General features: G+C 70.8%; 12 protein-coding genes and 1 tRNA gene. 3 read left to right on the forward strand and 10 right to left on the reverse strand.

Annotation, left to right across the window (positions count from 1 at the left end; translation table 11 throughout):
- Nucleotides 1–872: 872 nt before the first annotated feature.
- The 5 genes from AB0O11_RS37885 to AB0O11_RS37905 form a co-directional block, all read right to left on the reverse strand.
- A tRNA-Gly gene (locus tag AB0O11_RS37885) sits at nucleotides 873–944 on the reverse strand.
- Between the two features lie 201 nt (nucleotides 945–1,145).
- A complete protein-coding gene (locus AB0O11_RS37890) occupies nucleotides 1,146–1,583 on the reverse strand; it encodes a hypothetical protein (RefSeq protein WP_363396730.1) in 438 nt (145 codons plus the stop codon).
- 48 nt (nucleotides 1,584–1,631) lie between these two features.
- A complete protein-coding gene (locus AB0O11_RS37895; RefSeq protein ID WP_363396733.1) occupies nucleotides 1,632–2,582 on the reverse strand; it encodes a hypothetical protein in 951 nt (316 codons plus the stop codon).
- 74 nt (nucleotides 2,583–2,656) lie between these two features.
- The gene (locus AB0O11_RS37900; protein WP_363396736.1) at nucleotides 2,657–4,030 is read right to left on the reverse strand and encodes an ATP-binding protein; all 1,374 of its coding nucleotides are present in this window, start codon (nucleotides 4,028–4,030) and stop codon (nucleotides 2,657–2,659) included.
- Nucleotides 4,031–4,706: 676 nt separating this feature from the next.
- Complete coding sequence (locus AB0O11_RS37905; RefSeq protein ID WP_363396739.1) at nucleotides 4,707–5,498, reverse strand: hypothetical protein; 792 nt, start codon at nucleotides 5,496–5,498, stop codon at nucleotides 4,707–4,709.
- A 174-nt stretch (nucleotides 5,499–5,672) separates the two neighbouring features.
- Between AB0O11_RS37905 and AB0O11_RS37910 the strand changes: the two genes are divergently transcribed.
- The 3 genes from AB0O11_RS37910 to AB0O11_RS37920 all read left to right on the forward strand — a co-directional run bounded on the left by AB0O11_RS37910 (nucleotide 5,673) and on the right by AB0O11_RS37920 (nucleotide 7,247).
- The gene (locus tag AB0O11_RS37910; protein ID WP_363396742.1) at nucleotides 5,673–6,065 is read left to right on the forward strand and encodes a hypothetical protein; all 393 of its coding nucleotides are present in this window, start codon (nucleotides 5,673–5,675) and stop codon (nucleotides 6,063–6,065) included.
- A 22-nt stretch (nucleotides 6,066–6,087) separates the two neighbouring features.
- The gene (locus tag AB0O11_RS37915; RefSeq protein ID WP_363396745.1) at nucleotides 6,088–6,291 is read left to right on the forward strand and encodes a hypothetical protein; all 204 of its coding nucleotides are present in this window, start codon (nucleotides 6,088–6,090) and stop codon (nucleotides 6,289–6,291) included.
- 74 nt (nucleotides 6,292–6,365) lie between these two features.
- The gene (locus tag AB0O11_RS37920) at nucleotides 6,366–7,247 is read left to right on the forward strand and encodes an RICIN domain-containing protein (protein ID WP_363396748.1); all 882 of its coding nucleotides are present in this window, start codon (nucleotides 6,366–6,368) and stop codon (nucleotides 7,245–7,247) included.
- Nucleotides 7,248–7,415: 168 nt separating this feature from the next.
- On the opposite strand, the gene AB0O11_RS37925 is transcribed toward AB0O11_RS37920, so the two are convergent.
- From AB0O11_RS37925 to AB0O11_RS37945, 5 genes are all read right to left on the reverse strand, one after another.
- Nucleotides 7,416–7,598, reverse strand: coding sequence for a hypothetical protein (locus tag AB0O11_RS37925; RefSeq protein ID WP_363396751.1), 183 nt, complete (start codon nucleotides 7,596–7,598; stop codon nucleotides 7,416–7,418).
- Complete coding sequence (locus AB0O11_RS37930) at nucleotides 7,598–8,080, reverse strand: hypothetical protein (protein ID WP_363396754.1); 483 nt, start codon at nucleotides 8,078–8,080, stop codon at nucleotides 7,598–7,600. The genes AB0O11_RS37925 and AB0O11_RS37930 overlap by 1 nt, the downstream gene beginning before the upstream one ends.
- Nucleotides 8,025–8,363 (reverse strand): hypothetical protein, encoded by a 339-nt coding sequence (locus tag AB0O11_RS37935; RefSeq protein ID WP_363396757.1) that lies wholly within the window; start codon nucleotides 8,361–8,363, stop codon nucleotides 8,025–8,027. Before AB0O11_RS37935 ends, AB0O11_RS37930 begins: the two co-directional genes overlap by 56 nt.
- A gap of 230 nt (nucleotides 8,364–8,593) precedes the next feature.
- Nucleotides 8,594–9,928, reverse strand: a complete 1,335-nt coding sequence (locus tag AB0O11_RS37940; RefSeq protein WP_363396760.1) for a hypothetical protein — start codon at nucleotides 9,926–9,928, stop codon at nucleotides 8,594–8,596.
- Between the two features lie 589 nt (nucleotides 9,929–10,517).
- Nucleotides 10,518–11,783, reverse strand: coding sequence for a Vps62-related protein (locus AB0O11_RS37945; protein ID WP_363396763.1), 1,266 nt, complete (start codon nucleotides 11,781–11,783; stop codon nucleotides 10,518–10,520).
- Nucleotides 11,784–12,841: the final 1,058 nt, after the last annotated feature.

Raw genomic sequence — 12,841 nt, forward strand, 5'->3', positions numbered from 1 at the left:
CCGAAGATCAACCCCGCTGCAACCATCAATTCACCGTGCTCACCGAGAGTGGCACAACCAGGCCTATCCGTACTCATGCTGAGTGGCAATCAACACCTGGTGGGTGCCGGGTGCGCTGACCGGCCGCTGACCTGCACCGGCCGGCGCAGCCAGGAATGATGGCACATCAGGCGAATCCGGGCGCTTTCGCTCCTTCTCGGTCGAGAGCGCGGCAGAATCCGGCGACGCCGACCGGGCGAGGCCAGCCAGCATCTAAAATTCCTCTCCCAGCCTGCAGAGAGGACGCCTTGCGAGATGACGGAACCGGAAGAGACGCCCCGGCCTGTGACGGGCGATTCCGCCCCTTCCGACCCGGCGCCAGAAGGCGGCGACAGGTCTCTGCGGCAGCGCATCGCTGACAGGTGGAACCGTCCCGGGTTCACTGGCAGGGCGAGCGTGGTCCTGGGCGCGGCGACGGCGCCGGTGGCGGCGGCAGGGGGCATCTACGTCCTCGCCCGCCTCCGCGACGACGAAGACGTGGACGGCCTCGCAGGTGGGGTCGTGGACCTCCTCAGCCCGGCCTCCACCGAGCAGGACACCACTACCCCCCCAGGCCGCCGTCCCTGATGCCGTAGAAGGCGAGGAACTGGCTGCAGCCGGGCAGGACGCCGCCTCCCCCCGTTACGTGACAGGGAGCTGGGAGTCGCGGTCGTACTGGCGCGACGCCTGCCTCAACCCCGGCCTCCACCCAGACGGGTGCACACATGAGGACCGTCCGGTGGCCAGTTCCACCAAGCATCGGAGCAGGGACCTCTTGGACGAGGCAGCCTGAGGCGACGGCCCCGGGCCGGAACGACGAAGCCCCCGCCTGCGGAAGCGGGGGCTTCGCTGTGAGCGCCGGCCAGGACTCGAACCTGGGCCTCCCAACCTGGTCGGCGGGCGTGCTGACCTTGCACTACCGGCGCATGCGGTCGGCTGCGCCCCGGCGGTGCGCAACTGACCGGCGCGAAGCATGGCATAAGGGGCGAATAGTCATAAGTACCCCCCAGGGAAGGCCTGGGTTGGGCCTGTAGCGGCCTATCGGGGCAGCCTTGTGATGGGGGGAGGCATCGGAGCTGACAGGGCTTGAGCCTGCGGGACGTGTCCTTGAGGCGCACTGCTGTGGCCTACAGGCGGGCCATGGCCTGAGCTCGCATGCCGTCGAACAGCTCCTTCACCCCGTCATGGTTGTCCACCCCTTCCACTGCGAAGCCGAGAATGGCAGCCAGCCCGGCAACGGTGAGGTCTCGGGTGGGCCTGATGTCCGACCCAGCGCTGATGGCCCAGCGCTGGAAGGTTCCCGCCACCGCCGCGAGCATGTCGGCGAGGATGCCCTTCTTGAACTCGGCCACCGCTGCCCGCTGCTGTCCCTCGGGCAGGTCAGTAATCCCCGTTACCGCCAGCGCCACACCCCGCAGTACCTCGCCCACGAACTCGGCGACCACCGCGGCCAACGGCTCTTCGCCTTGCCCGGCGCCGGCCAGGGCGTCGATCGCCTCGGTGTCCTGGGTCCACGCCGCTTCGAGAGCCGCGATCGCCCGTAGTGCCTGATCCATAGTCAGCATGGCCGCACCGTATCGACCGGTCCGCGACGGCCGGGCCGGATTGGCGAATCACTGCCCCGGGCTGGTAGGGCCGTCCCGGGTCGGCTGCGTCACGCGAGCTCGCGGCCTCGTGGAGGTCCGGGGCCGACACCTGGACCACCGACAAGCGCCGCGCCTTCGCCAACGATCGCCCCCGATCGGTCCGTAGGGCCCGGTGCGCAGCACTGCGGCGCGCAGCGCTGCCAGGATCGAGGCGCGTGAGGGACAGCCCGGTGTCACCGCCACCCCGGTGATCGCTTTCGTCGCACAGTCGATGAACCAGGTGACGTACGGCCGTACCAGCTGTGCGTCGGCGACGACGCGCAGCGGGGCCTGGACGTGGTCGCCCTCCCAGACGTGGTTGCGCCAGGTGCGGGGGCGTTTGCCGAACACGTCCAGCGCGCGGGCCGCCTCGGGGCCCTTGCGGTACCCGGCCCGTTCCCCCGCCGTCAGGTCGCGGCGCACGGCGCGCAGGAACGTAGCCAGGGACGGCACCTTCTCCAGCACGGGAACGGCGGCGGGTGGTGCGCCGCCCGGGACCGCCGGGCGAGCCGGCCCAGGCGGGGATGACGGTGGGACGGCTCCGCCGGTCGCGGCATCGAAGGTGGCGGCTGCGCGGGCGCGAGCGAGGAGTTCGCGGTGGACCGCGGAGGCGTTGCCGCGCCAGTAGGCCAGCAGCACCCGGACCTGCGGGGTGATCTCGAACCGGTCGGTGTGGCGCGCCCTGGGGTCGTCGGCGGTGACGGGTGTGGCGGTGGCGTCGGCCAGCCACCGCCACACCGTCCGGTCGGAGACCTCCAGGCACTGCGCCGTGGTGTGGACGTGCGCCCGGGTGAGCCGGCCCTCGGCACGCAGGGCGAGCAGACGGCGCACGGCGGGAGCACGCAAGGCCTTCACCGACACGGCGTCCAGGGCGGGCTCGGCCTCGACCGGCGCAGGCGCCGCGACGGTGGCGGTGCCGTCAGGGGTGGGGGTGTTCACCGGTGTCCTTTCCGCATGCGGTGGCGGCCGGCATGGCAGCGCGGTGGCGGTCGGCGCAGCGGCGGGTGGCGGGGTCAGGGGTTGGGGCCGAGCCGGGAGCACGCCCTGGAGAGCAGCGCGCCATCGGCACCGGTGCCCGGGCGCTGGTCCAGCGCCGCGTAGGCGTGGGAGGTGATCTTCGCCCAGGTCCGGAAGTTCCCCCGCGCACAGGTCTCGTCCGCGTGCAGCAGGTCGGCGTCGGTTGTGGTGTGCCACAGCGGATGGAACAGGCGCAGCACGGTAGGGATTTGGGCGGCTTCCAGGCGGGGGACGTGCTGCCAGGTCAGCACCCGCGAGGCCAGCGCGGGGGCTCGGGCGAGGGTGCGCTCGGCCCCGGCCCCGCACAGCACCAGCGAGGTCTGCGTGGTCGAGGCGTCGGCCAGCAGACGCAGGTAGTCCAGTTCGGGAGCGGCGATGCGCTGGACGTCGTCGATCAGGACCACCCCCGGGGTCCTGAAGGCGTCGATGAGCGCGCGGTCGGCCGCGTCGGTGCGGTTCGTGAGCGCGGTGGCCGGCAGGCCGAACGCGGTCAGAAGCGCGGCGCGCAGCTGCGGCAAGGCCGGCTTCACCGCCACCTGCGCCTGGCGGACAGGAAGACGGCGTGGCAGCAGGCCAAGGGCCTGGTGGACCGCGACCGTCTTGCCCTGCCCCGCATCCCCGTACACGCAGGCGATCCCGCGCGTGGCGACCGTGTGCGCGATCGCTTCCGTCACCTCGCCCAGCTGGTGGGTCGCGACCACGTGGGCGCCGGGAACGTGCAGGCGCACCCCCGCCCTGGGTGGCGCAGCCGCGGCCGAGCCGTCAGAGGCATCCGGCAGGACGGGTTCGGCGGCAGGAGGAGCAGCCTGCCCGGCTTCACCGACCGTACCGGGCAGGGCCAGTTCCGCGAGAGCGCGGTCGTACACGGCCGGGTCCACCCGGCCACGCCCGGGCCGGGCGGTCTCCAGGACCCGGCCGGCTTGCTGTTCCCGGCGCACCGCCCGGTGGAGCGTTCGCAGCGACGGCACCGGCCCCGCGAACTCTCGTGCCGGATCGCTGTTGGCCTGTCCGGTCAGCTCACGGTGCAGGGCCGCCACGTTCGCGCCCACCGCGGATAGCCGGGCCCACAACTCGTCAGTGACCGTGAACCCGCCACGAGATGGAGCCGCTTCCAGGCGGCCCGACTGGCGGGCGATGGCCAGCCAGTTCCATACCGTCCGTACCGACACTCCGGCCGTCTCAGCGGCGATCCGTACATGCACCGATGCCAGGGTCCCGGTCTCGTCCAGAGCGAGCAGACGCCGTACCACCATCTGCCGTACCAACGCCCGTTCCCGTGACCGGGACGCGGACGGCACCACATCGGCTGCGGATGCCGCAGAGACTCTCGGCAGGGTGTCGGGCTGCGCAGGCGCGGGATCGGCGGTCATGCACACCAGCCCACTCCCCCGCCCAAGCGGTCTGCACAGGAATGAACATCCTCGTGTCAGCCGTCATCCTGGTGTGCTAGACACAATCCGCGTGTCATGACAGCGGATTGGTCACTTCATGACAGCCGAGATCCACGACACCACCGGGAAGAAGCCGAGCTCAGCGATCCCCTGCCATCAATCAGCCCGCTGCCGCCCATCCCGCTGACACCACCACGCACACTCACAATGCTGACGCTCGGGCCTGTGGTGTCGTCGGGTCAGGTCTTCGTCTGGCAGCGCGCGCACGTGCAGAGCGGCCGGCCCTTGTCCGGGTGGTAGGCATCGGGGTCGCCGGGGTCGATGTCCACCTCGATGGCCGGGGTCCGGTCGTAGCGGGTGCCGGCGGTGTCGACGCGGTAGGTGCCGATGCGCAGCCCGTGGTGCAGGTCGGTGCGCGGGACGAGTCACCGTTCGGCGCCACCGGCGGGAAGCGCCGGGCATCGCCAGGGGGCAACGGCGGAGGAATGGTCGGCAGGCCGGCGGGCCGACTGCCCGCACCGGGGTGGCGCGGTCAGCGGTCCCGCCGGTTTCGTCCGCACGGCGTGCATGCGTGCGGCGGGCTGGATCGGGAGGCTCCGTGTCTTTCAGGGCGGGCCGCCGCCGTGCCTGTCCGTGAGTGCCGCAGGGCCCGTGGCTAGGCGTCGGTGAAGGCGGTGGGACGGAACTGCCAGGTCTCGTTGCAGTCCCCGTTCCAGTCCGCCCAGACGATCATGGGGCGGCCGCCCTTGCTGTCCGGGACGTCCAGGACGCCGAGGCGCTCGCCGTTGCCGGTGTAGTTGTCGATGGCACGTCCCCTGCAGTCGTTGTTGTCGTGTGCCGTGTACAGGTCGCTGAGGGTCCACAGGTCGGCCGTGGAAGGGTCGGGTTCGGGGTGGTCAATGTCGAAGTCCCTGGCGCTCACCCCGCGGTAGCCGTCCTCGCGCGCGTAGCTGTACAGGGCCTTCCCGGCGTGCCGGCCGTCCTGGGCGACGAGATAGTACGCCTGCAAGTTGGCACGTCCGGCCCGCTTGCCCGCGGGCACGACGCGGAAGATGGTGCGCTGGTCCTTCGCAGGGTCGTAGTCGCCCTTGCGCGCGGTGTCGTTGGCCCACAACACAGCGCTGTCCGCCGACTCGGACAGGTAGACCTTGGAACCGCGGATATCCCAGGGCAACGTCGACATCTGGAGCTGGAACGGGTCGGTGAAGGGGTCCTTGACGTGGTAAGGGTTCTCGTTGATGCACGGACAGCCCTTGATCAGCGCCAGGAAGAAGTAGAAGAGGTAGTTCGCCCCCTCCGCGAGGTCGTCCATCGCCGTCCCGAAGTACTGGTCCAGCTGTGCCTTGATGTCGTCGCACGACAGCCCCTGGAGCCGGTCGCCCTGGTGCCTGTCCACGATCGCCTGCAACTCCTGGATCCGCTCCGCAGGAATCGCGTTGTCCGCCATGCTCCACCACTCCTCGCACTGGATGCCTTCGCCCGTCCTTGGCCGCACCGGCCCGGGGCGCTTCCGCCAAGAACTACCCGTGGCTCCGTGATCCGAAAGGCAATCAACCAGCCAACCACCCGCAGGCAGTCGCACCGGCCGGAACCCGTGCGCGGCTGGACGGCGTTGTGGCGGATGACCACAGCGCCCAGTCCGGGCTCGCGGGCGCCAGCGCGGCACGGCCGCGTCTCGGGCACACTCGCGGACCTGCACACCGAGCTGCACCGCCTGGACATCGAACACGCCCGGCACAAGGGCGGCCTGATCCAGGCCCGTCTGAACGCCCTGGACCCGCTCGGCCCAGCGGTGGCCCGGTACGCGGCCGCCGCGCTCGCCGCCCTGGCGGCCACCGTCGAGGACACCGACCCCGTCACGGCGATCCGCACCGCCACCGAGGCCCCGGACCCGGATCCCACCGTGCGGGGAACCCGGCCACCGTCGGTGACGTTGCGGTGGACACCGAAGCCCCTGGCTGCACAAGCCGGCCACCGGCCAACGCTCCCGCAGCCGAACGCCGCGCCGGGGTGAACTCGGCATCTCCCACTGCCGTGTGGCCGCCGGGGCCGCCGGGTCCGCCGGCGGTCCGTACGCGTTCACGTGGACCCTGGCCGCCCGCCTGCGCGCGGTGCTCGCCGACGGGCACGCCCACCACCTGGCCCACCCGCCCCGGAGCCGCCACCCGGGCAGCGCCCAGCGGGTGCGGATGCCGTCCTCCCACGCGGGACCGGCGACCGGATTCGATCACTGGTGGTGATCGACTCGTCCACCTAGGGTGATGGGGTGTCCCGCGGTGCGCGGGAGAACGTGGCCGGAGAAGGGTGGACCAGGGTGACGGTCAAGATTCTTGAGGGCAGCGGCGTCGAGGTGTGCCCGAAGGGCTGGTACGCGGTTTTCGAGCAGGAGGACTTCAACACCAAGGAGCACGGCCGCGTCCTGCTCTCCGACCAGACGCTGGGCGACGTCCGCGCGTTCGGATTCGACGGCCGCGTCCAGTCGGTCGTGAACCGCACCGGGCAGAGCCTCGCCCTTCACGTCGAGGCCGACTTCAAGGGCCTCGCCGCCCAGGTGGGCCCGGGCGAGGAACTCGCGTCCCTCACCGGGAAGGACACCCTGGAGACCGACGGCCCGGGGAACGCCGCGGGCGAGTCCCCTACCCGGCCGGAACCGGCACTGAAAGACCGGACGGCTTCCGTACGCATCCTCCCGCCCGGCTCCGACGCCGCGCAGGTGATCCGCGCGCTGCCCGTCGAGGAGGGCACGTACATCCTCACCAACATCGGCAGCGGCAAGGTCCTGGACATCCTGGGCAAGGTGAAGGAGAACGGGGCGAACGTCGGCCAGTACACCCGCCACGGCGGAGCGAACCAGCGGTGGACGTTCACGCCCGTACGACGCGACCACGCGCACAGCAATCCGGCGCCCGACATCACCGGCGAGTACGAGATCGTCTCCAAAGCGGGCGGCAAGCTCCTGGAGGTCGCCGGCGCCGGCCTGCAGGACACCGCGAACATCCAGCAGGGGGAACGCATCGGCGGATCCAGCCAGCGCTGGTGGGTCACCCCCGTCGGCGACGGCGTCTTCGTGATCAGCAACATCCACAGCGGCAAGGCCATGGACGTCACCGGCGGATCCAAGGACAACAGCGCAAACGTGCAGCAGTACACGTTCAACGACACCGACGCACAGAAATGGCGCCTGGAACGCATCTGACGACGCGACCGTCTCTCAAGGGCCCTGCGGAGCAAAGCGCACCGCAGGACCCGCCCGGTGCGCGGGAGCGATCCGGTCAGCCTCGTGCTCGCCTCCTACCCGGCGCCCCTGTCGCGCCCGACTGTCGCGCCCCGACCTCGCACGGGGGTAAGCACCCATCCGCGCAGGTCACAGGGCCCGACAGCACCCCACGCGACAGGCGGCCGCCTGTTCCAGCTGTTCCTTGCGTTCCTGGTGGCAGGTGCAGCAGCGGCCGCCGGGGCGGCGGGTCCACTGGCCGTGGAGCCCGTATTTGTAGGTGCTCTCCTGCTCGGGGACCTGGCCGCAGTCGGCGCAGGCCAGAGTCTGCATCAGCTCGCGGTGGGCCTGGTCGGCCTTCTTCTCGCGGGCCTGCTGGCGCAAGTCGTAGGCGGCCGGTTGTCCTGGTTGTCCAACGCCTCGATCAGGGGGTGCCGACCGGGGCGGCCGAAGCGCCACCAGACGGGTCCGAGCGGGCCGTGCTCGGCCAGCAGCTCCAGCGTGGTGGCGACGACCGGGACGGCGTCGTCGTACTCGCGCCAGCCGTCCCCGCCATTGTCGTCCCGGCGCACCGTGTACCGCTGCCCGATCCAGACCTCGGCCGACAGCTCGGCCACGTCCTGCTGCCGGTTGGCCAGCGCGGCCGGTCCGGCGTCGGTGACGGCCAGGGCGACGAGCGGACGGGTGTGGCCGGGCCAGGCGCGGCGCCACCAGTGCACCATGCTGTCGGCGGGTTCCTCGTCGGCGAGGGCCGGGTCGTTATGGCGGAGCTTGGTGCGGAACAGCTCGCGGTAGGCGGTGAACTTCGCCGCCACCCGGGCCGGGACCCATGGTCGAGCGGTCCACCTCCACCATCAACACCGGCACGCCGATCTCCGGGGCCTGCCACACGCCGTCGGGGCGCACCTTGCGCTTGCCGCCGGGCAGCGGGAACTCGGTCTTGGTGGACCAGGAGCGCACGGTGCCGACACCGCCCGCGGCCCCGGGTGCGGTGCCGCCCAGGACGAACGCGAGCACGGTCTCGTTGACTGCCATCGCGCGCTGGGCGCCCGAGCGGCCGGTGCCCCGGGCCGTGCTGGCCATCTCCGAGCGGACCATCCCGAGCTCCTGCCGGCAGCGTCCAGCCCGGCTGCGCCCGCCAGCTGCCACGTCTTGTGCCGGGCGGCGGTGTTGCCGTCGGAGGCGACCAGGTCGTGCAGCGCGAGGTCGCCGAGGGCCTGTCGGATCGCTTTGGGGGAGAGCTGTAGACGGCGGGGTGGGAGCGGCGAAGGGGCGGACCAAGGGGCCCGCCCCGGGTGGTGTCCGGTCGGAGTGTGCCGGTTCAGGCGCTATTCGGTGTTGACGGCAGTGGGCTGCGCTTTCGGTGTGCCGGGCGGGAGGTTGTGGGCGGCTTTGGTGGTGCGAGCGCCGTCGATGGCTTCCTCAAGGTAGGTGGCGCCGGCGTCGCTGGGGTACTGGCCGGTGACGTAGTGGTCGGTGTTGAAGCCGAGGGTGGCCCGGGGGCCGAGGGTCTCCCCGTTCGCGCGGACGGGGACGATCTCGTGGTGCTCCATCCACAGGCACGCGGAGCTGTGCGGGGGGACCGTCAGGCCGCGGGTCTTGGTCTCCTCGCGCATGGCCGCCACACCGGTGCGGCGGTCGTAGCCGAGCTCGACGGTGGCGGACACGGAGGTCCTGGCGGCGGTGGGGGCACCCGTGCCGAACGGCTTGGAGCCGGCCTCGACGCCGACCTCCATGGCGACGGTGATGCCTGTGCTCTGGCTGAACTCCTCGCTGCTCTCGGCGCTCACCCCGCTGGTGACGGACTCCAGCTCGGGCTGCGGCTCGGAGCCGTTGCGGTTGTCGCGGTGGATGATCAGCTCGTAGTGGCGCTTGCGGCGGATCTTGTAGAAGGGCGAGTTCTCCACCTTCCACGGCTCCGGCCGGCCCTGGTCGTCGACGAGGAAGTAGGGGACGGTGACCGTCCGGTCGGTGACGGCCGTCTGGACCGGCGGGCGGTCGTGGGAGGTCATGACGGGGATCTCGGGCCCGTCCCGCTTCTCGATGACTGCCGGGAGGTCCAGCACCCAGGTGGTGGGGGTCGGCGCGGGAATGCCCGGGGCGGTGACCGCGGTGAAGTTGCCGCAGTTCAGGTAGAGGTGCTCCTCCAGGTCCCCGTCCGGGTAGGGCGGCACGACGACCGAGACCAGCCGCAGGCTGCCGTGTTCGACCAGCGTGTGGCCGAACTCGCCCTCGCGGACGTAGGAGCGGCCGTTGTGGGTCTTCTTGACGCACGCCGTCTCGCGCGAGTAATCGGGGTACTGCTCGGGGCTGACGTCGAAGCGGAAGACGGTGTCGCCGAGAGCCGCGTAGCCGTTCGGGGCGATCGGACGCCACACCGCCCACCGGTAGGGGTCCCCGGACGGGAGTTCCGCGATGCGTTCCCACCGCACGGGCGGGCGCAGCAGGGTCTTGTCGGCGGAGAGGTCCCGCAGCTGCAGGATCCCGGCCTGTCCGCTGTGTTTGATCGGGCCGATCTTGTGGCCGCTGGACAGGGCCCCGTCCTTGGCCTTGTTGACGGTCCAGGCGTTCTGGGGCAGTCCGTTGTCGGGGTTTCCCCACATGTTGAACAGGTCGGTGGTGAAGCGGAGTTCCAGGTCTCCGTATCGCTGTGCTGTACTCACTAACGCTCCCTCAGGGTTCCAGGCCGGGGTGGTCACCGGCTCGTCCGGAACCGTTCCCCCCGACCAGTACGCACACAAAGCGTATCCTTTCAGTTACTCATAGCGGCGGAGGGTCGCCGGGCCGCGGTCGGGGCCATACCGGACACGTGCGCCAGGAGGTCCGCTTCCCCACCGTGCAGGCCGGCCGCACCAGCATGACGCCGAACCGACCGCTACCGCCTCTGACCAGGTATCAACCCACGAAACAACGCGACAACCCGCTGCAGCTCACCGCGACAACAAAGTGCAACTTCACAGCCCCAGCGGGGCGCAGCCAGGCCCGACCCGGACGGCGGCCCGGGACGGCGCAGCGGGCGGGTCCTACGCGCCGTCGCGGCGTGCGGCGGGCCGTGGGCGGCGGTAGGGCGGCGCGGCGGGTGGGGTGCTTGCGGCGAGGTGGAGGGCCGTTTCGCGGGTTCGTTCCAGCCAGGTGGTGGTCTCCCGGCTCGGGTCCCGGCAGAGCCATGTGATCTTGATGGCCCCGGCGGGCACGGGACGGCCGTCACCGGCCTTTCCTGTGCCCTCCGGGGGCTTGTGAACCGGGGCCCGGTTACTCGTCCGAGTTCTTCTCCGGGTCTGGGTACTGGTCGAAGTGCACGCTGGCGGTCTTGAGTTCCAGCGCCGGCCCGACGCGGCTGTTGTCGGCCCGCTTGACCTGGACGGTGTGGCTCCCGGTCCAGGCGGCCGCGGCGGTGCCGGGCTTCACCGTCAGCTCGCGGGTGATCGTCTTCGACTCCAGCGACTTGGTGGAGACCGATCCGCCGAAGCTGTACTCCATGCTGAAGCCGACCGTGACCGTGGCGGACGCGCCGAAGGACACCCCGGAGGTGTAGCTGAGCGACAGGCCGAGGCTGGTGTTCCAGTTCGACGTCTGCTCCTTCTCCAGGCCGGTGGTCAGCGCGATGCTTTCCTTCTGGTCGCTGCCGGTGTCGTTGTTGAGGAACGCGAGTCGCAGCCAGGACACCCGGCGCTCGACCTTGTAGAAGGGGGACTTCTGCAGCTTCCACGGCACGGGCTTCGCCTCGTCGCGAACCGCGGTGAACGGCAGCCACAGAGTGTTCGCGAGCGCCTCCATCGTCCGCTCGGGCGGCATCTCGCGGCCCTCCAGTTGCGGGTACTCGGTCGGCAGCGAGCCGCCGGCGTCCACTGTCAGGCGCAGGACGTTCATCTCGGCGAGGAACTTCGGGGTGGCGTACTTGGCGTGTGCCGCGAAGGTGTTGGGCGCGATCAGGATCTGGCTGGTGCCCGCGGCGTCCTCCGGAGCGGACGACTGAGGGACGTCGTTGAACCAGATGCCCAGATCCGTGCCCGCGCTGTTGTGGTTCTCAAACGCCTTGACCGGCCTCGAACCATGGGTGAGGTCCTCGCGCACGCACATGATCGCGTCCAACGACGGCTTGTCGTGCGACTGGACCGGCGCCACGCATCCCAGGGCCACGTAGCCCTCCGGTGCCACGGGCCGCCACACCGAGCCGTTGTAGATCCCGGCACTCGCCTTGTCGTTCCACACCTCCTCGTAGTCCACCGGCCGCGCGAGCGGCGGCAGCTTGCCATCCTCGGCGGTGCCCGCGTCCCTCACGCACAGCGCGACGACGTGCTCGTCACTCATCGGATCACCCGCCCGCTCCGGCTTGAGGTTCGCCGCCCCCTTCGCCGGCACCAGTACGGTGCCCAGTGCGTGGAACCCCTCGGGCGGCAACGGGTGCCAGAGGCTCATCCAGTCATGACACTTCGTGCCGTTATTGCCATAGCGCCACTCGAACTTGTCGGTGAACGCCAGCTCCAGGTCGCCGTACACCTTCGATCCGACAGCCATACGATCACTCCTTCATACCAGGACACCCACAGATCACCATGTGTCGATCATTCCTAGCAGAAGGTGACCGACCTGTGAGGCGAAACCGGCGGACCAGCACGCACCGCCATCGCTGACCCCCCAACCACCCGGACGACCCGCACCGACCACCCGGAACACCAGGTGGTCGGCGGATTCCTGCCAGAACTGACCCGCCATGCGCGCCCCGGCCCCGCCGGACACGAGATTCTCGACGAGACGGCGGCCGCTTCCACCGCGCGGGCGAAGCCGGAAGGTACCAGGGTCACCACCAAGCCGGTTCGACCCCCGTGTCCCGGCCATCGTCCAAGTCGCGGCCGACGGCACCGGGCACGGCGGACGGACCGGAAACGCCGGGTCACCACCAGGCCGGTTCGACCCCCGCGTCCTGGTCGTCGTCCCGGCCGCGGCCGGCGGACCCGGAGCCGGTGGCCGCCAAGGCCGCAGCCGATGCGAAGCCGGCGGTGTCCCGCACCGATCGGTTCGCCCGAGGCCTGGCCGCCTCGGCGGCATCCGTCGACCGGGAAGGCCACGTGAAGGCCCCGCGCCCGCACAAGGAGCAGTTGGAGGTCACGGTGGCCGACCCCGGCAGAGAAGAGGCTGTCAAGACCGTCCACGTCGGCCTCGGCGCGTGGCTGAACAATCAGAAGGCCCGCCACGCCAAGCTCACACACCGGGGAAGCTCGCGCAGCACGGGGTGGAGTGGGCGTAGGACCGGCGGGCCGGGTGCCGGGGGGAGTGCGGGGAGGCCGTCACCTGCGGGTGGCGGCCTCCCACGAAAGAACGCCGGCCGCCGAGCAGCCACCCTCAAGCCATCCCAGGCGAAACGAAACCTTCAGCGGAAAACGACAGAAGCCTTCAGCGTCAGCGACACACGTCTTCAGCAGCGTGACCGCACTGTCCCAGCAAACCGACCGCTGAAGGGAATCTGGCGCACCAACACTGAGAGCGTGGTGGTGAACCGGTCTGTAGCTCGATGACCAGCAGCGTTTGGGTGGCCGTGGTGTCGGGGTGGCCGGCTGTGGGCAGCCAGCGGGGAG

Source organism: Kitasatospora sp. NPDC093102 (assembly GCF_040683915.1).
Classification (GTDB): Bacteria; Actinomycetota; Actinomycetes; order Streptomycetales; family Streptomycetaceae; genus Kitasatospora.

Bases quoted from the DNA above. Each gene is read 5' to 3' on its own strand.
- AB0O11_RS37890 (WP_363396730.1), bottom strand. From the start codon at position 1,583: ATGCTGACTATGGATCAGGCACTACGGGCGATCGCGGCTCTCGAAGCG.
- AB0O11_RS37900 (WP_363396736.1), bottom strand. From the start codon at position 4,030: ATGACCGCCGATCCCGCGCCTGCGCAGCCCGACACCCTGCCGAGAGTC.
- AB0O11_RS37905 (WP_363396739.1), bottom strand. From the start codon at position 5,498: ATGGCGGACAACGCGATTCCTGCGGAGCGGATCCAGGAGTTGCAGGCG.
- AB0O11_RS37910 (WP_363396742.1), top strand. From the start codon at position 5,673: ATGACCACAGCGCCCAGTCCGGGCTCGCGGGCGCCAGCGCGGCACGGC.
- AB0O11_RS37925 (WP_363396751.1), bottom strand. From the start codon at position 7,598: ATGCAGACTCTGGCCTGCGCCGACTGCGGCCAGGTCCCCGAGCAGGAG.
- AB0O11_RS37935 (WP_363396757.1), bottom strand. From the start codon at position 8,363: ATGGTCCGCTCGGAGATGGCCAGCACGGCCCGGGGCACCGGCCGCTCG.
- AB0O11_RS37945 (WP_363396763.1), bottom strand. From the start codon at position 11,783: ATGGCTGTCGGATCGAAGGTGTACGGCGACCTGGAGCTGGCGTTCACC.